Here is a 23,957-nt window from a genome sequence, read left to right as displayed (position 1 = left end):
GCCAAGCCACAAAGCGGTTATGAACGGTTTAACGTGCGGCCAGTCTACTTCCGTCGCAAATGTTCGTCCAATCTGGGCATTATTTCGACGAAATTGCAGGGACGGTGGCGGTAGTCGAACTGTTTTTCCAAAATGCCGTCCCAGGCGTCCTTGCAAGCGCCCGGGCTGCCGGGCAATGCAAATAGATATGTGCCGCCTGCGACCCCACCGGTCGCACGTGATTGCACGGCCGACGTACCAATCTTCTCCATTGAAACGATTGTGAACACCGTGCCGAAAGCCTCGATTTCCTTCTCATAGACATCGCGATGCGCTTCGACCGTTACGTCGCGGCCCGTCAGGCCCGTACCACCGGTTGAAATCACCACGTCTATCTCAGGATCCGCGATCCAGACACGTAACTGTTCGGCGATCTGGGTGCGCTCATCCTGTATGATGCGGCGATCGGCAACCCTGTGCCCTGCCCCTTCGATGCGATCAACAAGTGTCTGGCCGGATTTGTCCTCATCCATCGACCGCGTGTCCGAAACGGTAAGCACGGCGATACGGACCGGAATGAAATCTTTGGTTTCATCAATGCGCGACATGTTCGGTCAGGCCCTTTCCAAGATGGCAAGCCGGATGGCGAGGGCTGTGAAGATCCCCCCAGTCACCCAACCCATGATGCGTGAGGCGCGCGGGTTCGCGATCAGCACCCGCCCCGCACCACCGGCAAATATTCCAGCAAGCCCGTTCACCACAAATCCGCCCAACGCAATGATGGACCCGAAAATCAGGAACTGCAGCAGGATCGATCCCGCCGCCGGGTCTACGAATTGCGGAATGAAGGCCAGTACGAACAGAATTACCTTGGGGTTGGTCAGGTTCACCACCAGCCCGTCCCGGAATGCCAATTGGGTGGGACCGGAGGGAACATCCGCAGAGACCGCCCCATTGCGAAACGCCCCCCAGGCGAGATACAGCAGATAAGCAACACCCATCCAGCGGATCACATCGAACAGCCAGGGCATCGTGGCCACCGCCGCTCCTAGACCGAGACCCGCTACCAGAACGTGAACCATCGATCCGGCGGAAATACCTGCGCTGGCGGCGATTGCAGGCCGCGCCCCGGACCGCAGCCCCTGCCCAAAGCAGAACATCATGTCGGCCCCGGGGGTCAGATTCAGGGCAATTGCCGCCGGGATAAACGCCAGCAGCGTAACTGTTTCAATCACGTGGTGACCTCGAACCAATTTACTGTGGGGCCAAGATTGGCGATCTGCGTCACGCCGATTGCGCCTCGGTAGCCCCAGCTGTCATGGATATGGCCACAAAGGGCAAATTGCGGCTGCAACCGCTCGATTGCGTCACGGACCGCCACCGATCCAACCGCATCACCCGTCGATGTAAGATCGCCGTGACCCTTGGGCGGAGAATGGGCAATCAAGATGTCAGCCCCTTCGCAACGATCCAGCAACTCAGCCGCTTCAGGGTCCGTCAGATCACAGGACCACTCACCGAATGGCGTCACCGGCACGCCGTAACCAAGGCCAAACAGACGCAGCCCATCCACGGTCATGCCTGTGCCGTGCAAAACATGCACGCCTTCAGGCGCGGCGTCGGTCAGTTCACCTGCACTTTCGGCATTGCCCGGAACCAGAACCAGTGGCGCATTGATACCAGAGAGCATCGCCATCGCGTCATCCAGCCCTTGCCGCATATTGCAATAATCTCCGGCTCCGATAACCAGATCGGCCTCATCGCTGGCTGCAACAACGTCTGCGGCACGGTTTCGCGCCATATGCAGGTCCGAGAATGCGAGGATTTTCATACCTTGCCCTCCAGCCTTGCTTTGAGTTCCAGCAAATCGGCCCATGCCTGCCGCTTCATCTGTGGCTGTCGCAGCAGATATGCAGGATGGAACATCGGGATAACCGGCAAGTCCATCGCCTGATCCCACTGACCGCGAAGCCGTGTGATCCCCCGTTTACCCAGAACAGCCTGACAGCTGATATTGCCCATCACCACCAAAACCTCGGGTTTGGCCAAGGCCACATGCCGTTCCAGAAACGGCTTCAACATGCCAATCTCTTCGGGCTTGGGATCCCGGTTCTGCGGCGGGCGCCACGGCAGGACGTTGGTGATATAGACGTTTTCGGTTCGGTTTAGATCAATTGCCGCCAACATCCGATCCAACAACTGCCCGGCGCGTCCGACAAAGGGCCTGCCTTCGCGGTCCTCATCGCGGCCCGGGGCCTCTCCGATAATCATCACCCGCGCACCTGGGGTGCCGTCTGCAAAGACCAACTGCCGCGCACCGCGCTTCAACTCACAATGGTCAAACGCGTCCATGGCCGCCTGCAACTGATCCAGCGACCCGGCAGCCTGTGCCGCAGATTTCGCAACCGCAACCGGATCAAGCTGCTTGGGTTTTTCTGGTGCGGACTGGGCCTTTGCGGGTTTCTTGGCTTTGGGCGCGGTATCCGGCAACGCATAGCGATCCACCGGTGCATCACCGATCGCATCCGTCGCACCCAGTTCGATCTGCCATTCCAACAGGGCGCGGGCAGTATGATAGTCCAAAGCCGATTCCATAACCCTCAATCTAACCACCTTTTGAAGGAGGGAAAGCGAATAGGCCTTGATTGGTCGGTCCGTCGCACCGACCATTGGCGTATTCATGTTGTGTGTTTTGCGATTCTTTCTCATCAGTTTGCTGCTGACCATGCTCAGTGGCCCGGCCTCTGCGCAGTTTCAGGACCGATACGGGCAGTGCCGTTCCGGTCAGTTCAAATGCGGCAGTACCTGCTGTTCGGGCGGCCAAAGATGCAGCTTTGACGGGAACTGCATTCCGCTGGGCGGCACCTATTGCGGTGGCGGCAGAACCTGCGGCCCATTCGAGCGCTGCGTGGCGGGCGGCACCCGGTGCGCCCCAGCGGGGCAAAACAAGTGCAGGTCGCGTCTGGACTGCCCCGGCGGTAGCATCTGCAACGCGCGCGGGGAATGCGAGAAGATAACGCCCGACATTCAGGAACTGCCTTCTCTAACGTGTGACGACGGTCGCATTTGCGGATCCGGATCGTCTTGCCTGCCGGGTGGCGGATGTACACGCCCCGGCTGGTATCTTTGCGAAAAAACCGGATCTCAGTGCCGTCAAGGATTCAAATGTTCAAAAAACCAAGGATGTGTTCCCGTCAAGGCCATCGATTGCGGATACGGCAAGTGGTGCAAGCCCGGCGAACAGTGCCTGCCCGAAGGCGGATGCGAGAAACTGCCCGAAGGATCTGATCCTTAGGTTGCCTTGCGCAGCGCGGCTTCCTATAAGCGGCGCGATTGTCAGACAGGAGCCCGCCAATGCGTTTCGTCCATCGTCACCTTCTTGGCATCGAGCATCTGTCGCAATCCGATATTACTGCCATTCTCGATCTGGCCGAGAAATACGTCGACATGAACCGCCAGTCGACCAAGCATTCCGACGTGCTGTCGGGCCTGACCCAAATCAACATGTTCTTCGAGAACTCAACCCGCACGCAGGCCAGTTTCGAAATCGCAGGCAAGCGGCTGGGCGCGGATGTGATGAACATGGCGATGCAGGCCAGCTCGATCAAAAAGGGCGAGACGTTGATCGACACAGCGATGACGCTGAATGCGATGCACCCCGATTTGTTGGTGGTGCGCCATCCGCATTCCGGCGCGGTCGACCTGCTGGCGCAGAAGGTGAACTGCGCGGTGCTAAATGCCGGTGACGGCAAACATGAACACCCGACGCAGGCTCTGCTGGACGCGCTGACCATTCGCCGCGCCAAAGGTCGCCTGCACCGCCTGAACATCGCGATCTGCGGCGACGTCGCACATTCCCGCGTGGCGCGGTCAAACCTGATCCTGCTGGGAAAAATGGAAAACCGTATTCGTCTGATTGGACCACCGACGCTGCTCCCAAGCCAGTTTGCCGAGTTTGGCGCCGAAATTTACGACGACATGAACGAGGGCCTGAAGGACGTCGACGTCGTGATGATGCTGCGCCTTCAGAAAGAGCGGATGGATGGCGGGTTCATCCCCTCGGAACGGGAATACTATCACCGCTATGGTCTGGACGCCGCTAAGCTGTCGCAGGCTAAGCCTGACGCCATCGTCATGCATCCTGGCCCGATGAATCGCGGCGTCGAGATCGATGGCACTTTGGCAGACGACATCAACCGGTCCGTTATTCAGGAACAGGTCGAAATGGGCGTCGCCGTTCGCATGGCCGCAATGGAACTGTTGGCCCGCAACCTGCGCGAGGCAGCATGAGTGATCTGAACGTCGCCCCCCACGAACATGGCGTCCTCCGCCTGTTTCACTTGGACATGCGGCCCGAAGCAGCAAAGTTCCTGCGCGAACCGGGCGCCGCCGACCAGATTCTGGGTGTCGAGGGTCTGGATCCCGTTCAGATCGACGTCTTTCCCGTATCAGATCTCGAGGAACTGGGTCTTTATGGCTATCTCAACGAAGGGTGCGGCGTCCCTAAAGATCAGCTGGACCGGGCTGCACTGGATCGCATTGAAGGCTGGGTCATGGTCCTGCGCAGTGCCGCGTTTCAGGGACGTGCCGCCACTTTGCAACCGGACGCCAAAGTGCGCCTGATTGGCCTTTACACTGAAGAGGCGACAAGCTGGACCGGTGGAGCAATTAAAACCGAAAGCGCGAAACCGTTCTCGGCCCCGCAGACGCCACCACGGGACGACAAACCCGGCCGTATTGGGTCGGCCATGCTGGCAGTGGTGGCGCTGGTGGTCATCGGAGGCATCCTGTGGCTGATCCTGTGACCTTCACCCCCGACAAAGGCGCTTATATCCGCACGAATACATGGCTGGCCGCCGGGGCCATGGCTGTCGCGATGATCGTGTTGTGGCTGGTCGGAAACCCCTACGTCTGGACCGGGGCGCCCGCGGGTCTTGCCGCGGTTGCCTTTCGCGCATGGTACCTGGCCTCAGAAGAACTGACCACCACATGGCAGATGACGGAAACCTCCCTAACCGGCCCCGGCCCGCGCAATGTGGCGCTGAACCAGATAGAGGCGGTCAACCTCATGGGCAGTTTTGTCCAGATCGTCACCAAGGGTGGCGACAAGCATCTGATCAAGTATCAGGCTGACCCCGCAGCCACCAAAGCCGCCATCGAAAGGGCAATGGGATGAACAACACTATTTTCACCAACGCCCGCCTGATCGACCCGGAAACCGGCACCGACAGCCCTGGCTGGCTACATGTAACCGATGGTAGGATTACTGCGCGCGGCGAAGGGGTTGCTCCGACGCTGGACGGCGCAGTCATTGATTGTAAAGGACAGTGCCTTGCCCCTGGTATCGTCGATATCGGCGTCAAGGTTTGTGAACCGGGTGAGCGGCACAAGGAAAGCTATAAGTCCGCCGGTCTGGCCGCCGCCGCCGGTGGCGTGACCACGATCGTGACCCGTCCTGACACCAGCCCGGCCATCGACACGCCGGAAAGTCTGGAGTTCGTCACACGCCGGGCTCAGGCCGACACACCGGTCAACGTCCTTCCAATGGCCGCGTTGACCAAAAGTCGCGAAGGCCGCGAGATGACTGAGATCGGGTTCCTGCAGGATGCGGGTGCCGTGGCCTTCACCGATTGTGATCACGTGATCGCAAACACCAAGGTGTTTTCCCGCGCCCTGACCTATGCCCGAGCCTGCGGCGCGCTGGTCATTGCTCACCCGCAAGAATCCATCCTCAGCAATGGTGCCGCAGCCACCAGTGGTAAGTTCGCCGTGCTGCGCGGCCTGCCCGCTGTTTCGCCAATGGCCGAGCGGATGGGGCTGGATCGCGACATCGCCTTGCTTGAGATGACCGGGGCCACCTACCACGCTGACCAAATCACCACTGCCCGCGCCCTGCCCGCGCTTGAGCGCGCAAAACGCAACGGTCTGGACATCACCGCAGGTACGTCAATCCACCACCTGACCCTGAATGAGCTGGACGTGGCCGACTATCGCACCTTCTTCAAAGTCAAACCGCCGCTGCGCTCCGAGGATGACCGGCAAGCGGTGATCGAAGCGGTGCGGACCGGCCTGATTGATACGATCAGCTCCATGCACACGCCTCAGGATGAGGAAAGCAAACGCCTGCCGTTTGAAGAGGCGGCCTCTGGCGCGGTGGCGCTGGAAACACTGCTACCCGCGGCCTTGCGTCTGTATCATGCCGGGCAGCTGGACCTGCCGACACTGTTCCGCGCAATGGCCCTGAACCCGGCAAAACGACTAGGGCTGGACAGTGGTCGTCTGTCCGAAGGCGCGCCTGCGGATCTGGTGCTGTTTGACCCGGATGTGCCCTTTGTGCTGGACCGGTTCTCGCTGAAATCGAAATCGCAGAACACACCGTTTGACGGCCAGCGGATGCAGGGTAAGGTCACCGCAACTTTCGTTGCAGGCCAAGAAGTTTACCGGAGACCCTGATGCCCGTCATTGACAGTACAACGACCCAGCTGATCCTCTGGGCAACCTTTGGGTATCTGATGGGGTCGATCCCGTTTGGCATGGTCCTGGCCAAGGTGATGGGCTTGGGCAATCTGCGCAACATCGGTTCGGGCAATATCGGCGCAACCAATGTTCTGCGGACGGGCAACAAGACCGCCGCGGCCCTGACCCTGATTTTCGACGCCGCAAAAGGCGGGGTTGCCGTTCTGGTGGCGCGTGCCCTAGCGGGCGAGGATGCCGCGCAGATTGCGGCGCTGGCCGCACTTTTGGGCCATTGCTTTCCGGTTTGGCTGGGATTTAAGGGCGGCAAAGGGGTCGCCACGTTCCTGGGTATCTGGCTGGCGTTGGACTGGCGCGTCGGTGTGGCCTGTTGCCTGATCTGGCTGGTTGCAGCTGCAATCTGGCGCATCTCATCCCTTGCGGCACTTGCGGCGGCGGCAACGTCCACTATCTGGGCCCTTCTGCTGACAGGTTCGCAAACGCTGCTACTGGCTGGCGTCCTGACCCTGTTGGTCTATTGGCGCCACAGCGCGAATATTGCCCGCATCAAATCCGGCACTGAACCAAAAATCGGACAGTCTTGAGCGCCTCGTACGCCTTCCTGGCCGCCTTTTTTGCTATCCCCAAGGGGTCATCGACCGGGCATGCCCACCGCAGGCGGTATATCGTCAGTCGAACGGAATTTTCTGGCGGCAAGTCCCAAAAACTTGTCGCACGCGCACTGGACGGCAGCGACTACATCAGCCTGAACCTTTATTTGACCAAACGTGGATCTCTTCTTCGCCCCTGCGAGATGCCCGCAGAAAAAGTCACCGAATTCGTTTTGGATTTCAGGCCCGATATGTGAGCTCCACCCTGCATTTGTGAACAGTGCCTCTTCGCCTCTGCACATTCACAATTGATTGCTTTGAACGTGATGGGCCGCCCGCCCACTTGGGTTCTGTGACGACCAATTGCGGGTCTCACGGACAAAAAAACTCTTGGGTTGTCTGGGCGCAATTTTCTGCGTCACGTGGCAGCCCCTTCACGAAAGGTGAAAACAATGAACAAGTTCAAATCTCTTATCGGCGGCGTCGCGCTGTCTGTTGCCCTTGCAAGCTCGGCTCTGGCCGCTGGTGTTGAACTGAACGCAAGCTCGACCGGTCTGGCCATGCAGGGCTATGATCCCGTTGCCTACTTCACCGCTGGCGAGCCGACCAAAGGTGACTACCGCATCACCACACTGCACAACGACGCGATGTACCGCTTTGCCAATGAAGAAAACAAAGCCGCGTTCGAAGAAAATCCCGAGGCCTACCTGCCTGCATACGGCGGTTACTGCGCGTTCGGCGCCGCGATGGGCTTCAAGTTTGACGGTGACCCGACCTACTGGAAGATCGTCGACAACAAGCTGTACCTGAACCTGTCGCAAGACATTCAGCAGCGCTGGGAAGGTGACATCCCAGGCTTTGTGGAACAAGCAAGCGCCAATTGGGAAACCATCGCAGACAAAACACCGGCGGAACTGCAGCAATAATTTCTGACATTCCTAATAAAGGCGGCGGCAGAGTATTCTGCCGCCGCTTTTCGATTCAAGATCAACCACTAACGGGCCGGGTTCAGTCGGTCTTACGGTTCAAGAACCGTGCTGCCTGTGGTTTGACGCGCTTCAAGAACCCGATGCGCCTCGGCCACCTGATCCAACGGGAACCACTGATCGATGTGGATTTTGACCTCACCGCCTTCGACCTTGCCGAACAGCCGCCGTGCCATTGCCTGACAGACGGAAGGGTCGGCGATATGGGTAAACAGGGTCGGTCGAGTGATTTTCAAGGAACCTTTCTTGCCCAGAATCCCGATGTCCATCAACGGGACCGGACCTGAGGCATTGCCGAATGAGATCATCATTCCCAAGGGTTTCAGGCAGTCCAGCGAGCCATTGAACGTGTCCGCGCCGATGGAATCCATGACCACATCCACACCTTTGCCGCCGGTGATTTCGGCCACACGCTCGGCAAAGTTCTCGGTCCGGTAGTTGATGCAATGCGCAGCCCCGTTGAACTGCGCGAGGCTGCATTTTTCGTCTGTTCCGGCTGTTCCGATCAGGGTGATGCCCTCGGACTTGGCCCATTGGCAGGCAATCAGACCAACGCCACCAGCAGCCGCGTGAAACAAAACCGTGTCACCCCGTTTCAAAGGCGTTGTCCGGTGAAACAGATACTCGACCGTCATCCCCTTGAGCATCATCGCCGCAGCCGCGTCAAAAGAAATCCCTTCGGACAACGGACATACCTGCGCCGCTGGCATCACGCGCGCCTCACAATAGGCCCCGGCGGGTGCTGCGGCATAGGCCGCGCGCTGGCCCGGTTTCAGATGGGTAACACCTTCGCCAACGGCCTCAATCACACCTGCCGCTTCCATGCCCAGCGCGTGCGGTAAATCCATCGGGTACAACCCGGTACGCTGGTAGACATCAATGAAGTTCAGCCCACAGGCCCGGTGGCGGATGCGAACCTCGCCGGGTCCGGGGTCGCCCAAGGGCCGGTCTTCGATCTTTAGAACTTCGGGGCCGCCGTGTTCGTGAATGACGACGGTTCTTGCCGTTTGCTGCATGCTGACCTCCTGTTGCCTGACGCCAAGCTAACACGCCTGTGAAACAGGGCAATTGGAAGGTTTTTGCCGCCACGCAACCACAGCGCGAAAAACTGTGCTATACTGGGGTCTGAGCGTTGCCGGCTGGTCCGGCCAAAGGCAACCACCGCCGGATTCAACCCGTTGCGCACTGGCAAAGGGAGGGGATCAAGATGGCCAAAACAATAGGAAATCCGATCAGTTGGGCCGCCCGAAACATCGGCGCGACCGGCGATCATATTACCGAAAGCGTGCACCATATCGGCAGCGCGGACACCCGGCATCTGCCGCAGGTGCAAACACTGACGATGCAGGACCTGAAGGCCTGTTTGCAAGCCGGGTACAATGACTTTCTGGAAACGCGGGCGGATGCGATTTTCATCATACTGGTTTACCCGATCGCAGGTCTGCTGATGTTCGGGTTCGGCCTTAATCGCAACATGGTTCCCCTTCTGGCACCGCTGATCATGGGTTTCGCACTAGTCGGTCCGATCGCAGCCGTGGGCCTTTACGAAATCAGCCGTAAACGCGAGCAAGGCGGCGAGGTGCATTGGCTGGACGCCTTGGGCGTCTTTCGGTCCCCGTCCTTCGGAGCAATTCTGGCCTTGGGATTCTATCTGGTCATGCTGCTGCTGATTTGGCTGATGGTCGCGCAGAGCATCTATGTGCATACGCTTGGGCCTGATCTGCCCACCTCACTCGGGGCTTTCGTGACTCAGGTGTTCACCACAGGCGCAGGCTGGTCAATGATCATCTTCGGCAATGCGATCGGGTTTCTATTCGCGCTGGTCGCATTGGCCATGAGCGTCGTCAGCTTTCCACTGCTGTTGGACCGCCCAGTCGGCTTGCCAGTGGCGGTCGTGACGTCGGTCCGGGTGTTGCGGCATAACCCCGGTGTCATTTTGGCATGGGGGTTCATCGTAGCGACCTTGTTGATCATCGGAGCCATCCCGATGCTGCTGGGGCTGATCGTTGTCATGCCAGTCCTGGGCCATGCAACCTGGCATCTTTACCGCCGCGCAGTGGTCTGATCGGAAAAAGCGCGGGATTTACCCGCGCCAGAGTTTTAACCAGCGACCTTGAGGACAATCTTGCCGATGTGACCCGAGCTTTCCATCCGCGCATGGGCGGCTGCCGCCTCGGCCAGATCAAACTGACTGTCTATGACGGGGGCCACCTTCCCAGCCTCCAGCAATGGCCAGACAGCCTCGCGCAAATCCTGCGCAATCTTCGCCTTTGCCAGATCGCTTTGCGGGCGCAGGGTGCTGCCAGTAAGGGTCAGGCGTTTGACCATCATCATTGCAAAGTTCAACTCGACCTTCGGACCTTGCAGGAAGGCGATCTGAACCAGACGCCCATCCTCGGCCAGAGCTTTGACGTTGCGCGGGATATAGTCGCCACCAACCATGTCGAGGATCAGGTTCGCCCCGCCCTCAGCCCGCATGACGCCCACGAAGTCCTCATCCCGGTAATTGATCGCCCTCTCGGCCCCGAGGTTCACACAGGCCTCGCATTTCTCAGCAGATCCGGCGGTTGCAAACACCCGCGCACCAAACGCGTTCGCCAGCTGGATCGCTGTTGTGCCAATGCCGCTGGACCCGCCATGCACCAGAAAACGCTCACCTGCCTTCAGACCGCCGCGCGTGAAAACGTTGGACCACACAGTAAAGAAGGTTTCGGGCAGGCACGCGGCCTCTTTCATCCCCATTCCCGAAGGAACTGGCAGACAATGCGCAGCGGGTGTGGCCACATATTCCGCATATCCGCCACCGGGCAGCAAAGCACAGACCTGATCGCCGATGGCCAGACCCTCGACCCCGGCACCAACGGCAACAACCTCACCCGATGCTTCAAGCCCCGGCAAATCGCTGGCGCCCTGCGGCGGATCATAGGCCCCGGCACGCTGCAGCGCATCCGGGCGGTTCACACCCGCATAGGCCACTTTCAGGATCACCTGCCCGGCTTGTGGTTCCGGCACCGGGCGTTCCGTCAGTTGCAGAACATCCGGACCACCGGGTTTGGTGATTTCGACAGCGCGCATCATCTGGGTCATGGGCAAATCTCCTTTGCCCAATGCCTAGCAGGCAATTTCTGGAAGGCCCAGACGCTTACTTGCGCGGGTTCAACATACCCGGCAAATCAGCCCGTATCTTTGTCGGCGCTTTTACCTGACCAGCCAACCAGTTCGGCACCGCCAAAAACGGTTTGAACAACGGGTTGTCATTCACCTGCGCCTTGATCTTTTCGAACTGCATGACGTTGTCTATCCGCCGATCCAGAAACTCCCAGGTTTTCTGGTGATCGGGGGAATCATCGCCCAGCCAGAACAGCAGAGTCGAGGAATAGACGCCCGACAACGTCGCTCGTTTCGTGTACCAGTTCACGTCGTCCGAGGAATCGCCAAGCGTGTCCCAGATCAGATCGCAGGTCTGCCATAAGGCTTTTGCCCCATCGGCTGCGTGGGTGGGCAGCGAAAACAACGTCATACCCCGGCGAACAAGCTCTTTGTCCGGAACCGCCTCAAGCCGGAACCGAACTGCAGCGGCGATTCGCTCGCGGAACTTCAACTCGCTCAGGTCCGAGGACTTCAGCCGATCCTCCATCGCCGCGTCGCCGCGCGCGTGAAAGGCCAGTGCCAGATCAACCGCGCCACGGGGGCAAATCGCGCGCGCCAGCGTGTCATCCATATCGCAATCTAAGATAGCTGCACGAAAGCTGGCTTCGGACCAGCCGTCAAACGGCACATGGATCAAAATCGCGTCCAACAACTGCTGCTTGGTGTCTTCATATGTGGTGGTCATGGCGGTTCTCCGGTTCTGGGGACCAGTACTAGACAAGATAGAACGGCTTTGCTATACGGCCAATTCCTGCAATTTCCTTGCAACTCTATCTAGAAAGGTGGTGACAACCACATGCAGGTTAGTGTTCGCGACAATAACGTCGATCAGGCGCTTCGTGCCCTGAAGAAAAAGCTGCAGCGCGAAGGCGTGTTCCGCGAAATGAAGCTCAAGCAACATTTCGAGAAACCGTCCGAGAAAAAAGCGCGCGAGAAAGCTGAAGCGATCCGCCGTGCCCGTAAACTGGCACGTAAGAAAGCACAGCGCGAAGGTTTGCTCTAAGACCTCGCTCGTCCAGCTTTGGATGACACTATTTGACGACCCCCGAGGCATCGCCCGGGGGTTTGTCGTTTCTAGGGTCGGATGATTTACGCCGACTCGGGCCGCCCACGCGCGACAAGCTGCCATTTCCCCCTCAGCAACATTTTGCCCGGCATTTTGCAGCGCAGCGAATCCCGTGACGGTAGCACTGACCCGCCAAAACTCGCCTCTGGACACGCCATCCCTATGAAGGCCGTATCGAGCCTTTGTAACTGGCGCCGTCTACCACGACAAAAAACCAATCGGAGGCAAAAATGTCTACTGCAAGTAGTATCGAACAAGAAATGCTGGCGCTGATTAACCAAGAGCGCACATCCCGCGGGCTGGACCCCCTACAGCTTGAAACGCGGCTGAACGACTCGTCCGAGGATCACAGTGAATGGATGCTGGAAACTGACAGGTTCAGCCATACCGGCTCGGGTGGTTCCAGCGCCACTCAGCGGATGGAAATGGCCGGATTCGACTTCTCGGGCAACTGGCGGTCGGGTGAAAACATCGCCTGGCAATCCGAGCGCGGCGCGCCAGGCATCAGCGATGACGTCGCCCAGCTTCATCAGAACCTGATGAACAGCCCCGGACACCGCGCCAATATTCTGAACCCGGATTTCAAATATATCGGAATCGGCATTGAAACCGGCGACATGCAAGGTTTCGACGCTGTGATGGTGACGCAGAACTTTGCTGCCACCCAGGGTGAGGTCATGCTGGACAGCGGCTCCACTACGCCGCCGGCTCCGACACCACCGGTTGAAGAAACCCCGCAGCCCGAAGAGCCCGTGGCCGAAGTACCTGATCCCGAGGTTACCGAGCCAGAGGAACCCGTAGCCGAAGTACCTGACCCCGAAGTTACAGAGCCCGAGGAACCGGTGGCCGAAGTACCTGACCCCGAAGTCACCGAGCCCGAGGAACCGGTGGCCGAGGTACCTGATCCCGAAGTCACCGAGCCAGAGGAACCGGTGGCCGAGGTACCTGACCCCGAAGTCACCGAGCCAGAGGAACCGGTGGCCGAAGTACCTGATCCCGAAGTCACTGAGCCCGAGGAACCGGAGCCAGAAACGCCCGGAACGGAAGAACCTGAAGAATTTGCATGTTTCGATGTGCAGGAGTTCCTGGCCGAGATCCGGGCATTCGTCCAATCGATTCAGGCGCAGTTCGACCAGTTTGATTGGAACGAAACGGACTATGCCGATGCGGAACCCGAAACCGACGATTTCGATATTGTGATGACCGGCGGTGACGATCCTGCGGACGATGTTGAGACATGCTCTGACATGACCGGAGACAATTCAGGTGATGTCTTTGTGTTCAACTATTATGATTTCGACTGCATGATGGACGCCGCTTAACGGGTCCCAGGGTGCGGGGCGGGGGCGACCCTGCCTCGCACCAATTTCTACTTCAATAGTTCAATAGACCTTTGGGACATACAGATCGTCCGGCAGAACCCGGCGTTCGTATTCCGGGTTGTACTTTCGATCCGGCAGGTCGACTTTTTCCTGCGGCACATCCGAATACGGGATCTTGGTCAGCAGGTGTTCGATACAATTCAGGCGTTCGCGCTTTTTGTCGTTGCCTTCAACGATGTACCAGGGCGCTTCGGGAATGTTCGTGCGGAACAACATATCTTCTTTGGCCTTGGTGTAGGATTCCCACCGAATACGCGACTCCAGATCCATCGGGGACAGCTTCCACTGTTTCATCGGATCGTGAATGCGCATCAGGAATCGCAACTGCTGTTCTTCATCAGTGATCGAGAACCAGTATTTCAACAGAATAATCCCCGACCGCACCAGCATCCGTTCGAATTCGGGAACGTCCTGAAAGAACTGTTCGACCTGATCTTCGCTGGCAAAACCCATGACCCGTTCGACACCGGCCCTGTTATACCAGGACCGGTCGAACAGAACGATTTCGCCAGCTGCGGGCAGGTGCGGCACGTAGCGTTGGAAATACCACTGGCTTTGTTCCCTGCGACTCGGTGCAGGCAAGGCAACCACACGCGCAACACGCGGGTTCAGGCGCTGGGTAATCCGCTTGATTACCCCCCCTTTACCGGCACTGTCGCGACCTTCGAATAGGATGCACACTTTGGCGCCGGTATGTTGAACCCAATCCTGCACTCTGATCAGTTCGGCCTGCAATCGCAGCAGGTTCTGGAAATAGACCTTGCGGTCCAACATGTCGGGATGCTGTTCCTTGTAGATCTTGCGAACTTCCATCGACAGCATCGGCTCACTGAATTCGATTTCGAAATCTTCGTCCAACGTGTCTTCGAGCTCGGCTTCCAGCCAGTCTTTTGGGGCGTCATTTTGTTGGTAAGCCAAGATCTGCTCCTTATCAGTCAACGGGTTCCGACCATACCCAGAGAGTGTGACCGCCTGATGTCATCAGATATAATTGATGAACGCTCCGCGCCGGTTCAATTTCAAGTTGGTGCGGGGCCGTAAAACAGGCAGACGTTCGGTCATTCCTATAATTGAACCGACCTGTGCCTAGATACAAGCGTCTGATTTGACGCAACGCTGGCAGTAAGGCACAGGCTAACCCTTGCACGGCCTTGCCATTTGAGGGTGTCCGACGGCATCAATACGCACCTGAATACGAGAGAGAGCCGTGGCGCATTTTGTATCCCTCCTGCCATTGATATGGCCCTGGTTCATTCTGATCGCCGGCATGGTCAGTGCGGCCTCGGGCCGGCGGCAACTTGGCCTGACGCTGCTGTTGGTGTTTGGTCTTGCCGCCCTCGCCATGGGGCTGGTCACGCCTTTGGCTGTTGGAGTTGTTGCAGCCGGATTTCTGGGTGCTGCGGCCCTGAACCATCTCACAGGCTCCGGTGCGGTGGTTGGCCACGTCATGTTGATTGGCTGGTGTCTTGGATTGGGCGCGCATCTGGTGCCCGGATTTCAAAACCTGCTGGTACTGGACCGGGTCTATGCCGGGCCGGACAGTTCGGCGTTTTCAATGTACCTGAATCTGGACAAGCCAATGGTGCTGTTCGCGGTTCTGTTGGCGTGGCCGGGACTGACCAATTCAGCGAGACCTGTCCGGAGAACACCGTTGCTGGTGGGCCTTGCGGCCTTACCCGCCCTCTTCGCCGTTGGGCTGGCCGCGCAGGCCATCCGGCCAGAGGTCAGCCTGCCGCCTTGGTGGATTGTGTTCGCACTCTCGAATCTGTTTCTGACCTGCTTGACGGAAGAGGCCTTTTTCCGTGGGTATCTGCAGTCGCTTTTTGCGTCCAAACTAGGTGCAGCACTTGGTGTGACTCTGGCCAGCCTTCTGTTTGGTTTGGCGCATTTTGCCGGGGGTCCGGCCCTAGTCGCTTATGCCGCGATTCTTGGCGCGGCCTGTGGTTTGGGATTTTATGCGACCGGTCAGTTGTGGGTGCCCGTCATAATGCATTTCGGCTTCAATGCCATGCATCTGATCCTGTTCACCTACCCGGCCCCAGCCTGACGGTCACACCGGCAAGGCCGTCGTCTTGAACACAGTGCGCAAAGCAAATGAGCTTTGCATTTGCGCCACGCCGGGCAAACGCGACAGGTACTGACGGTGAATTCGGGCGAAATCCTCGGTGTTCTCGGCGACAACTTTCAGAATATAGTCCGCCGTCCCCGCCATAAGATGACACTCCAGAACGTCGGGAATACGCGCCACCGCTTTTTCAAACGCATCCAAAAGCTCTTCGGCCTGGCCCTGCAAGGTGATCTCGACAAACACTGTGGTCGGGACGTTCATCTTGCGTGCGTCCAGCAACGCCACGTAATTTCGAATGTACCCTTCGGCCTCAAGCCGTTGGACGCGCCGATGACACGCCGACGGCGACAGATTCACCTGATCTGACAGCTCGGCATTCGACATCCTGCCGTTTCTCTGCAGGGCGGCCAGAATCTTTCTATCGGTCGTATCAAGGCTCATTGGCGCAAGTCCTTTGCAAGAAATTGCAATAATACCGAAGATTCTCGCAAAGAAAACCCAAATGACGGGCAGAGTTTCACAGAAATTGCATCCAGAATTGCACATAATTTGGGCAGTTTATGAATGGAGGAGCGAGAAATGAAAATCGGTTGCCCCAAAGAAATCAAACCCCAGGAATTCCGTGTTGGCATGACCCCCAACGCTGCGCAAGAAGCTGTTGCGCGCGGCCACGAGGTCATCATTGAAACCAATGCCGGCATGGGTTCCGGCTTTGACAACGACTCTTATGTCGCTGCAGGTGCGCGCATCGTCGACACCGCCGAAGAAGTGTTTGCGACCGCAGACATGATCGTAAAGGTCAAGGAACCTCAGGCGGTCGAGCGCAAGATGCTGCGTGAAGGCCAGCTGCTGTTCACCTACCTGCACCTGGCACCTGATCCGGACCAGACCCACGACCTGCTGGCGTCGGGCTGCACCGCGATTGCCTATGAGACCGTAACCGACCGCAACGGCGGCCTGCCGCTGCTGGCGCCGATGTCGGAAGTTGCCGGTCGTCTGGCACCTCAGGTCGGTTCGTGGACCCTGCAAAAGGCCAATGGCGGCCGCGGTGTTCTGATGGGTGGCGTTCCCGGTGTGGGCCCAGCCAAAGTCATCGTGATCGGCGGCGGCGTTGTTGGCACGCACGCAGCCAAGATCGCGGCCGGCATGGGCGCTGATGTCACCGTTCTGGACCGCTCGCTGCCACGCCTGCGTTACCTCGACGACGTTTTCGGCGGCACATTCAAAAGCCAGTATTCCACAGCCGGCGCAACGGCCGAGCTGATCCAGGATGCCGACATGGTCATCGGTGCGGTTCTGATCCCGGGCGCTGCGGCGCCCAAGCTGATCTCGCGCGCGCAGTTGTCCACCATGAAACCCGGCGCGGTTCTGGTTGACGTTGCCATCGACCAAGGCGGCTGCTTTGAAACCTCCAAGGCGACCACCCATGCGGACCCGATCTACGAAGTTGACGGTGTCATGCACTACTGCGTGGCCAACATGCCTGGCGCAGTTGCGCGCACCTCGACCATCGCACTGGGCAACGCGACAATGCCGTTCATGCTGTCGCTGGCAAGCAAAGGCTGGAAGAAAGCATGTCAGGACGACCCGCATTTGCTGGCAGGTCTGAACGTCCATGCCGGTCAGCTGACTTACGAAGCTGTTGGTACGGCACTGGGTCTGGACGTTGTCTCGCCCGAGGCAATCGTCAACGCCTGAAGCACTCCCGCCCCTGAAAGTAGCCGCTGAAGCGGCTGCTTTACAGCGTTGGGCATGGCGGCGCGCCTTTGGCGCGCCGCTTTTCGTCTGTGGACACGATCCCGGCTTCCAAAAAAGAAACGCCGCGCTGAAAGCGCGGCGCCGGGCCCAACCGGAGGAGGGCATTTCCAATGCCCACGCGACGGGCAGGAGCCTTTACCCTTCCTTGTGGATTTCCACCGAATGCGGGTAGGGGATCGAAACACCTTTGGCGTCAAAGGCTTCCTTGACAGCTTTGGTCAGGTCGAACTTCACATCCCAATAATCCGCTGCCGCGCACCACAGGCGCGCTGTCAGATCAACCGAGCTGTCGCCCAGATTGGTCACGCGAACCCACGGTTCCGGGTCATCCATGATGCGCTCATCAGCCTTGGCGACATCCAGAATGATCTTCATTGCCTCATCTGCACTGTCACCATAGTCGATGCCGAACACCAGATCGACGCGGCGCGTGTCATGGGCCGAGTAGTTGGTGATGATTGATCCCCAGGACTGGCCGTTCGGAACGATGATCTGGACGTTGTCTGGCGTCACCAATTCGGTCGTGAACAGGTTCAGGTCTTTCACCGTCCCCGCGGTTCCGCCGATATCCACATACTGACCCAGCTTGTAGGGGCGGAAGACAACCAGCATGACACCGGCAGCAAGATCGCTCAGAGTTCCCTGAAGGGCCAGACCGATGGCCAGTGATGCAGCACCCAGAATGGCGACGATACTTGTCGCCTGAATGCCAAAGATGCCCAGGACGGCAACCAGCACCATGGCCAGTATGACCCACTTCACCAGGCTGGCGACAAAATTTCCAAGCGTCGGATCAATTTGCGGCGTCGCATTGATCCGGCGACGGACCATGCCGGCAATCGCACCAGCAACGATCCACCCAAAGATCAGTACGAACAGCGCCTTGACCGCGCTTATGATCAGCGGGGCGAATGCACCCACCTGTGTTACGACCTCATCCACGCGCATCTCCTTTCGATTCACGGCAAACCCGCGTCTCTCAGCGCGGGATTGGCGGAATAGTGGTCCATAAGCGCGCTTCGGTCTAGGTGTGAGATACGCAGGTTTTCCCCGTTGTTCTCACGTACACAGTCCCTGACCTTGTATGCACAGCCCGGATACTGGCAAGACCGGGCCGTTGTACCTACCTATTGCAGGCAACCCATGACAGGAGCACCCCATGCTGGACACCGCCTCTCACCCGATCACGGCCCGCTGGCCTGCGCAGTTTCCCGACAGGATTCAGCTCTATTCTTTCCCCACGCCGAACGGCGTCAAAGCGTCAATCATGCTGGAAGAAACCGGCCTGCCCTATGAAGCCCATCGGATTACCTTGTCAGACTCGGATGTCAAAAGCCCCGAATTTCTGTCATTGAACCCCAACAACAAAATCCCGGCGATCATCGACCCGAATGGTCCGGACGGAGAACCCATTGGTCTGTTCGAAAGCGGAGCGATCCTGATTTATCTCGCCGAGAAAAGCGGCAAGTTTCTGGGTCAGACCAAAGCCGACAAATATCGCGTGATCCAATGGGTGATGTTCCAGATGGGTGGCATTGGTCCGATGTTCGGGCAATTAGGCTATTTCCACAAATTCGCAGGCAGCGAGATCGAAGACCCCCGCCCGCGCGAACGATACGTGAACGAGGCCAAGCGACTGCTAAATGTCCTGAACCAACAGCTTGAAGGTCAGGATTGGATTGCCGGAGACTATTCGATTGCCGATATCGCAATCGCGCCATGGTTGCGCGGGCTCGAATTCTACAACGCCCACGACCTTGTCGGCTGGGAAGACCACGCCAATCTGGTGGCCTATCTCGACCGGTTTCTGGAACGACCCGCGGTCCAAAAAGGCTTGGTTACGCCGCCTCGGGCCTGATTGCTTCGGCGATCTTTTCGGCAATCATGATAGTGGGCGCATTGGTATTGCCGCCGACCAGCGTCGGCATAACCGATGCATCCACCACCCGCAGCCCCTCGACCCCATGAACCCGGCCTTCGGTATCGACAACGGCCATATCGTCGACCCCCATCTTGCAGGTGCCCACCGGATGATAAATCGTGTCGGCACGGCGGCGGATATCGGCCTCTAGTGCCTGATCGCTTCCATCATGGGCATAGAGCCGCTTTTTGCGCCAGGGTTCCAGCGGTTCGGATTCGAGAATTGACTCCATGATATGTGCCCCGCGCTTCAACAGATCCAGATCGCGGTCATCGCTGAGGTAAGCCGGATCAATTCGCGGCGGCTCTCCGGCTCGGTCCGAGGTTAGCCCAACGCTGCCCCTGCTGAACGGGCGCAACACACAGACATGGCACGAATACCCGTGCGGCAAGTGAATCTTGCGCATGTGGTCATCAACAATTCCGACAACAAAATGCAGCTGAAGATCCGGTTTGGAAACGGTTGGATCGGATTTGAAGAACGCGCCGCCTTCGGCAAAGGGGGTCGCAAACAGCCCCTCTCCGGTACGGCGCCAGTCCAACCCGGCTTTGGCCAGGTTCCACACCCCGCCAGGGGTCAACCCGATGACATCCTTACGTTTCGAATGATAGCTGAGGACATAGTCCAGATGGTCCTGCAGGTTCTGACCAACACCGGGCAAGTCGTGCAAAACAGGAATACCGTGCTGTTTCAACTCGGCCTCGGGCCCGATACCGGACAACATCAGCAATTGTGGCGAACCAAATGCACCCCCCGAAAGGATGACTTCCCGGCGGGCGCGAACCTCGACGGCCTTACCTTTCTGACGCAGCAACACCCCGGTCGCGCGCTTTTCGTCAATCAGGATTTTCTGGGCTTCTGCCCCTGTCATGATTGCCAGGTTCGGCCGCGATTTGACGCCCCGCAAATAGGCCGCAGCTGCCGAGCAACGTTCACCCTTATGCGCCCCGTCGTGGAACTGCGTGACCTGATACAGGCCTGCACCTTCCTGCTCCGGCCCGTTGAAATCGTTTGTCGCGCGAATTTGTTGCTGGCCGCAGGCCTCGACAAACGCATGAGAGATTGCCCGTGGCTCAGACTGATCCGACACGTGCAAGGGGCCGTCACCGCCATGGAAATCATCCGCACCGCGCACATTGCCCTCGGCCTTGCGAAAGTAAGGCAGGACATTCTTCCAATCCCAACCTTCGCACCCCAGATCCGCCCATTCATCATAGTCCGTGGGGTGTCCGCGCACATACAGCATCGCATTGATCGCCGACGATCCGCCCATTGCCTTTCCCCGTGGCTGAAACCCCTTCCGACCATTTAACCCGGCCTGTGGCACGGTTTGAAAAGCCCAGTTGTTTAGCTTGGGCCGCCCCGAAACCATGGCTGCCACCAGCGCCGGAGCCCGGATCACCAAATCTTCACCAGCGCCACCCGCTTCAAGCAGGCAAACGCTTGTGTCTGGATCTTCGCTCAGCCGCGCGGCCATAACACATCCGGCGGACCCACCGCCCACGATGACATAGTCGAATTCCATGAATGTCTCCCCGTACTGCCCAAACAGACGGTAGAAAGCACCCTGATTTCCCGCAAGGAAAACGTCGCGTGAGTTATTTTGGCAGCGCGCCCGTCAGAACATAGCGCAGTACATCAACGACTTGGCCCGGTTGCTCGGCCACGGCCAGTGCCGCCGCATCCACCTCTTTCAACGCGTGTTGGTGATCAGGGCCGTGCAGCACAATCAGTGATTTCCCAAGCGCCGCAGCGTAACCCGCGTCAAATGCAGCGTTCCACTGTTTGTATTTTTCACCGAAGCGGACCACGACCACATCGGCATCCGCGATGCCTTTGCGCGTGCGGATCGCGTTGACCATTGCGCCTTTGTGGTCGTGCCAATACTTGTTTGGCTCGGCCCCCAGAATGGCCACACCGCAGTCATCGCTGGCCGCGTGATCAGTCACAGGACTGTTGAACGTGATGTCCAGACCCTGAGCGCCTTCGATGATCTGTTCCCGCCAATCGGTATGGATTTCGCCGGATAGGTAAACGTTCAGCATCATTTGCTCCTCCGCAAAAACAGAAAGGGCGCCACCGCCCTTTCATCTTTTCAAAAAACTCCAGCCTGATGCGGCCAGGCATCACCCGCGCAGAACGCCGCCAGTCGCCTTGGTGACCTTCGCGATGATTTTCTCAGCCACCGCTTCGATGTCTTTTTCCTTTAGCGTCGCATCCGTCGGCTGGAGGCGAACAGTGATGGCCAGAGATTTCTTACCCTCACCCAGACTACCGCCGATAAACTCGTCAAAGACCCGGACGTCCTCGATCAGCACCTTGTCAGCACCCGCTGCGGCGTTCACCAGTGTCAGCGCTTCGACGCCCTCGTCGACGACAAAGGCAAAGTCACGCTCGACCGCCTGAAGATCGCGCAATTCCAGCGCCGCTCGGGTGGCACCGGACTTACGTGGCAGAGGCACCTCTTCCGGCCAGATGGTGAAAGCCATCGCAGGGCCTTTGATATCCATCGCCTGCAACGCGCGCGGGTGCAGCTCACCAAAGACGCCCAACACCTTTTTCGGGCCAAGACAGATCTTGCCGTGACGGCCAGGATGCCACCAGGCATCGCCGTCGCGCAGGACCTGCACTTTAGCGGGCGCACCGATTGCGGCCAGCACGGCCTCGGCATCTGCTTTGGCGTCGAACACATCGACAGGGCGCGAAGCACCGTGCACATCCTTGGGACCGCTGCGTCCAACCAAAAGGCCAGTGATCTGGGTTTTCTGATCGCCAGGCTCACCATCGTGAAACACCGGGCCAACCTCGAACAGTGCCACGTCGGCATACCCACGTGCCTGATTGCGGGCCGCAGCTTGCAACAGACCGGGCAGCAAATCGGGGCGCATATGGCTCATCTCGGACGAGATCGGGTTTTCAAGCTGCGTCGCCTCATCCCCACCACCGAACAACGCGGCCGAGGCCTGATCGATGAAGGTATAGCTCACACATTCGTTGTACCCCAGCGCCGCACAAGTGCGACGTGCCATCGACTGACGCCGCTGCGACGGGGTCATCACCGCCTTGGGAATACCATCCGTAATACGCGGCAGCGGCTTACCCTGCAGTTTCGTCAGAGATGCAATCCGAGCGACCTCTTCCACCAAATCGGCCTCACCCATGACATCGGGACGCCAACTGGGAACGTGAGCCATCTCACCTTCCAGGCGGAAGCCCAGACGGGTCAGGGTTTGACGTTGCTCGGCCTCAGGAATGTCCATGCCGACCAGCGACTGCACACGCTCGGCATCCAGCTTGTAGGCCCGTGCGTGGTTCGGTGCTTTGCCCGCTTCGACCACCTTGGACACTTCGCCGCCGCAGATATCCAGGATCATCTGTGTGGCGTGTTCCAGCCCTTCCAGCGTGTACTCAGGATCCACGCCACGCTCAAAGCGATAGCGCGCGTCCGAGTTGATCTTCAGAGCACGACCGGTCAACGCGATCTGCACGTGATCCCAGAACGCGCTTTCGAGGAAGACGTTCACGGTCTCTTCGGTACAGCCGGTTTCCTCACCGCCCATGATACCAGCGATGGATTCGGGACCTTTGTCGTCCGAAATCACCATCATGCCGGGCTGCAGGGTGTATTCCTTCTCATCCAACGCCACCAGCTTTTCGCCACCATTGGCACGGTGAACGCGCAGGTTGCCCTGAACCTTATCGGCGTCGAACACGTGCAGCGGACGGTTCTGGTCGAAGGTCATGTAGTTGGTGATATCGACCAACGCCGAGATCGGACGCAGACCAATTGCCTTTAACTGATCCTGCAACCATTGCGGGCTGGGGCCGTTTTTGACGCCCTTGATCAGACGACCGGTGAAATGCGGCGCGCCATCCAGCGTGTCCTCATCAATCGTCACCTTGATCGGGCTTTCGAAATCACCCGGCACCGGCACATAATCACGCTCTTTTAGCGTGCCAACACCGCGCGCAGCCAGATCGCGGGCGATCCCGGCCACGCCCAGCGCATCAGGGCGGTTCGGCGTGATCGCGATTTCGATCATCGGATCGACCTTCGCGGGTTCGTTTTCAGCCAGCCAGTCGACGAACTTGTCGCCGACTTCACCCGAAGGCAGTTCGATGATGCCGTCATGCTCGTCCGACAGCTCCAGCTCGCGCTCCGAAGCCATCATGCCAAAGCTTTCGACACCGCGGATCTTGCCGACGCTGATGGTCAGGTCCAGACCGGGGATATACATGCCGGGTTTACAGACAACGACAGTGATGCCTTCGCGCGCATTCGGCGCGCCGCAGATGATCTGCAGATCGCCCTCATCGGTCGCGACCGTGCACACGCGCAGCTTATCCGCATCCGGGTGCTTTTCCGCGTGTTTCACATAGCCCAGCGTAAAGCCCGCCAGACGGTCCGCAGGGTTCACGATCGCTTCGACTTCCAGTCCAAGATCGGTCAGCATCTCTGCAATCTCATCCACCGATGCGTCGGTGTCGAGGTGGTCTTTCAGCCAGGAAAGAGTGAATTTCATCGGTCGGTATCCGCCAGTAAATCTAGGGTCAGACCGCGTTTAACGGATATTGCGGACAGG

The 23,957-nt window shown here is 58.7% G+C and carries 25 protein-coding genes; 12 read left to right on the top strand and 13 right to left on the bottom strand.

The genetic code is table 11. From position 1 onward, the window contains the following. Positions 1–44: 44 nt before the first annotated feature. The 4 genes from moaB to AC2FJC_RS06525 are packed head-to-tail and all read right to left on the bottom strand — an operon-like array spanning position 45 to position 2,574. The gene (gene moaB / locus AC2FJC_RS06540; RefSeq protein ID WP_496738871.1) at positions 45–587 is read right to left on the bottom strand and encodes a molybdenum cofactor biosynthesis protein B; all 543 of its coding nucleotides are present in this window, start codon (positions 585–587) and stop codon (positions 45–47) included. A gap of 6 nt (positions 588–593) precedes the next feature. Continuing rightward, a complete protein-coding gene (locus AC2FJC_RS06535) occupies positions 594–1,214 on the bottom strand; it encodes a LysE family translocator (protein ID WP_496738870.1) in 621 nt (206 codons plus the stop codon). Next, positions 1,211–1,810, bottom strand: a complete 600-nt coding sequence (locus tag AC2FJC_RS06530) for a metallophosphoesterase family protein (protein WP_496738869.1) — start codon at positions 1,808–1,810, stop codon at positions 1,211–1,213. Before AC2FJC_RS06530 ends, AC2FJC_RS06535 begins: the two co-directional genes overlap by 4 nt. Continuing rightward, positions 1,807–2,574 (bottom strand): uracil-DNA glycosylase, encoded by a 768-nt coding sequence (locus AC2FJC_RS06525; protein WP_496739005.1) that lies wholly within the window; start codon positions 2,572–2,574, stop codon positions 1,807–1,809. The genes AC2FJC_RS06530 and AC2FJC_RS06525 overlap by 4 nt, the downstream gene beginning before the upstream one ends. A 759-nt stretch (positions 2,575–3,333) precedes the next feature. Between AC2FJC_RS06525 and AC2FJC_RS06520 the strand changes: the two genes are divergently transcribed. From AC2FJC_RS06520 to AC2FJC_RS06495, 6 genes are all read left to right on the top strand, one after another. After that, a complete protein-coding gene (locus AC2FJC_RS06520; RefSeq protein WP_282120068.1) occupies positions 3,334–4,269 on the top strand; it encodes an aspartate carbamoyltransferase catalytic subunit in 936 nt (311 codons plus the stop codon). After that, a complete protein-coding gene (locus AC2FJC_RS06515; RefSeq protein WP_496738868.1) occupies positions 4,266–4,784 on the top strand; it encodes a hypothetical protein in 519 nt (172 codons plus the stop codon). The genes AC2FJC_RS06520 and AC2FJC_RS06515 overlap by 4 nt, the downstream gene beginning before the upstream one ends. Further along, the gene (locus AC2FJC_RS06510) at positions 4,769–5,155 is read left to right on the top strand and encodes a hypothetical protein (RefSeq protein ID WP_282152523.1); all 387 of its coding nucleotides are present in this window, start codon (positions 4,769–4,771) and stop codon (positions 5,153–5,155) included. The genes AC2FJC_RS06515 and AC2FJC_RS06510 overlap by 16 nt, the downstream gene beginning before the upstream one ends. Then, positions 5,152–6,432, top strand: a complete 1,281-nt coding sequence (gene pyrC / locus AC2FJC_RS06505; protein WP_496738867.1) for a dihydroorotase — start codon at positions 5,152–5,154, stop codon at positions 6,430–6,432. The genes AC2FJC_RS06510 and pyrC overlap by 4 nt, the downstream gene beginning before the upstream one ends. Next, the gene (gene plsY, locus AC2FJC_RS06500; protein WP_496738866.1) at positions 6,432–7,037 is read left to right on the top strand and encodes a glycerol-3-phosphate 1-O-acyltransferase PlsY; all 606 of its coding nucleotides are present in this window, start codon (positions 6,432–6,434) and stop codon (positions 7,035–7,037) included. Before pyrC ends, plsY begins: the two co-directional genes overlap by 1 nt. Before the next feature lie 458 nt (positions 7,038–7,495). Continuing rightward, on the top strand, positions 7,496–7,969 hold the full coding sequence (locus AC2FJC_RS06495; RefSeq protein WP_496738863.1) for a YHS domain-containing (seleno)protein: 474 nt from the start codon (positions 7,496–7,498) through the stop codon (positions 7,967–7,969). 92 nt (positions 7,970–8,061) lie between these two features. Here AC2FJC_RS06495 and AC2FJC_RS06490 read toward each other — a convergent pair whose 3' ends face one another. Further along, on the bottom strand, positions 8,062–9,045 hold the full coding sequence (locus tag AC2FJC_RS06490; RefSeq protein ID WP_496738862.1) for a quinone oxidoreductase family protein: 984 nt from the start codon (positions 9,043–9,045) through the stop codon (positions 8,062–8,064). Positions 9,046–9,236: 191 nt separating this feature from the next. On the opposite strand from AC2FJC_RS06490, the gene AC2FJC_RS06485 reads away from it, so the two are divergent. Continuing rightward, entirely contained in the window at positions 9,237–10,094 is an 858-nt protein-coding gene (locus tag AC2FJC_RS06485; RefSeq protein ID WP_496738861.1) for a DUF2189 domain-containing protein, read from the top strand. A gap of 35 nt (positions 10,095–10,129) precedes the next feature. Here AC2FJC_RS06485 and AC2FJC_RS06480 read toward each other — a convergent pair whose 3' ends face one another. Together AC2FJC_RS06480 and AC2FJC_RS06475 are read right to left on the bottom strand one after the other, a co-directional pair. After that, positions 10,130–11,116 (bottom strand): NAD(P)H-quinone oxidoreductase, encoded by a 987-nt coding sequence (locus AC2FJC_RS06480; protein WP_496738860.1) that lies wholly within the window; start codon positions 11,114–11,116, stop codon positions 10,130–10,132. A 55-nt stretch (positions 11,117–11,171) separates the two neighbouring features. Then, positions 11,172–11,864, bottom strand: coding sequence for a COQ9 family protein (locus tag AC2FJC_RS06475; RefSeq protein WP_496738859.1), 693 nt, complete (start codon positions 11,862–11,864; stop codon positions 11,172–11,174). A gap of 111 nt (positions 11,865–11,975) precedes the next feature. On the opposite strand from AC2FJC_RS06475, the gene rpsU reads away from it, so the two are divergent. Together rpsU and AC2FJC_RS06465 are read left to right on the top strand one after the other, a co-directional pair. Continuing rightward, the gene (rpsU, locus tag AC2FJC_RS06470; RefSeq protein WP_005614280.1) at positions 11,976–12,182 is read left to right on the top strand and encodes a 30S ribosomal protein S21; all 207 of its coding nucleotides are present in this window, start codon (positions 11,976–11,978) and stop codon (positions 12,180–12,182) included. A 293-nt stretch (positions 12,183–12,475) separates the two neighbouring features. Beyond that, a complete protein-coding gene (locus AC2FJC_RS06465) occupies positions 12,476–13,567 on the top strand; it encodes a CAP domain-containing protein (protein WP_496738858.1) in 1,092 nt (363 codons plus the stop codon). Positions 13,568–13,627: 60 nt separating this feature from the next. Here AC2FJC_RS06465 and ppk2 read toward each other — a convergent pair whose 3' ends face one another. Beyond that, the gene (ppk2, locus tag AC2FJC_RS06460; RefSeq protein ID WP_496734263.1) at positions 13,628–14,545 is read right to left on the bottom strand and encodes a polyphosphate kinase 2; all 918 of its coding nucleotides are present in this window, start codon (positions 14,543–14,545) and stop codon (positions 13,628–13,630) included. 289 nt (positions 14,546–14,834) lie between these two features. Here ppk2 and AC2FJC_RS06455 point away from each other — a divergent pair, with 289 nt between their 5' ends. Then, positions 14,835–15,674 carry a CPBP family intramembrane glutamic endopeptidase gene (locus AC2FJC_RS06455; protein WP_496738857.1) on the top strand — a complete coding sequence of 280 codons (840 nt, stop codon included), beginning with the start codon at positions 14,835–14,837 and terminating at the stop codon, positions 15,672–15,674. A gap of 3 nt (positions 15,675–15,677) precedes the next feature. Here the strand turns inward: AC2FJC_RS06455 and AC2FJC_RS06450 are convergent, their stop codons facing one another. After that, positions 15,678–16,136, bottom strand: a complete 459-nt coding sequence (locus AC2FJC_RS06450; protein ID WP_058278916.1) for an Lrp/AsnC family transcriptional regulator — start codon at positions 16,134–16,136, stop codon at positions 15,678–15,680. Positions 16,137–16,274: 138 nt separating this feature from the next. Between AC2FJC_RS06450 and ald the strand changes: the two genes are divergently transcribed. Next, complete coding sequence (gene ald, locus AC2FJC_RS06445) at positions 16,275–17,393, top strand: alanine dehydrogenase (protein ID WP_496738856.1); 1,119 nt, start codon at positions 16,275–16,277, stop codon at positions 17,391–17,393. A gap of 195 nt (positions 17,394–17,588) precedes the next feature. Here ald and AC2FJC_RS06440 read toward each other — a convergent pair whose 3' ends face one another. After that, positions 17,589–18,401 (bottom strand): mechanosensitive ion channel family protein, encoded by an 813-nt coding sequence (locus AC2FJC_RS06440; protein WP_496739004.1) that lies wholly within the window; start codon positions 18,399–18,401, stop codon positions 17,589–17,591. 211 nt (positions 18,402–18,612) lie between these two features. Between AC2FJC_RS06440 and AC2FJC_RS06435 the strand changes: the two genes are divergently transcribed. After that, entirely contained in the window at positions 18,613–19,311 is a 699-nt protein-coding gene (locus tag AC2FJC_RS06435) for a glutathione S-transferase family protein (RefSeq protein WP_496738855.1), read from the top strand. On the opposite strand, the gene AC2FJC_RS06430 is transcribed toward AC2FJC_RS06435, so the two are convergent. From AC2FJC_RS06430 to pheT, 3 genes are all read right to left on the bottom strand, one after another. Further along, positions 19,292–20,899: a GMC family oxidoreductase gene (locus AC2FJC_RS06430; RefSeq protein WP_496738854.1), complete on the bottom strand. Its 1,608-nt coding sequence runs from the start codon at positions 20,897–20,899 to the stop codon at positions 19,292–19,294. The genes AC2FJC_RS06435 and AC2FJC_RS06430 overlap by 20 nt on opposite strands. Before the next feature lie 73 nt (positions 20,900–20,972). Beyond that, positions 20,973–21,422 carry a YtoQ family protein gene (locus AC2FJC_RS06425; RefSeq protein WP_496738853.1) on the bottom strand — a complete coding sequence of 150 codons (450 nt, stop codon included), beginning with the start codon at positions 21,420–21,422 and terminating at the stop codon, positions 20,973–20,975. Positions 21,423–21,500: 78 nt separating this feature from the next. Further along, on the bottom strand, positions 21,501–23,897 hold the full coding sequence (pheT, locus tag AC2FJC_RS06420; RefSeq protein ID WP_496738852.1) for a phenylalanine--tRNA ligase subunit beta: 2,397 nt from the start codon (positions 23,895–23,897) through the stop codon (positions 21,501–21,503). Between the last annotated feature and the right edge of the window lie 60 nt (positions 23,898–23,957).

It is taken from the genome of Ruegeria sp. CDSB117 (genome assembly GCF_059611005.1).
This window is presented reverse-complemented; position numbering and strand designations above follow the sequence as displayed.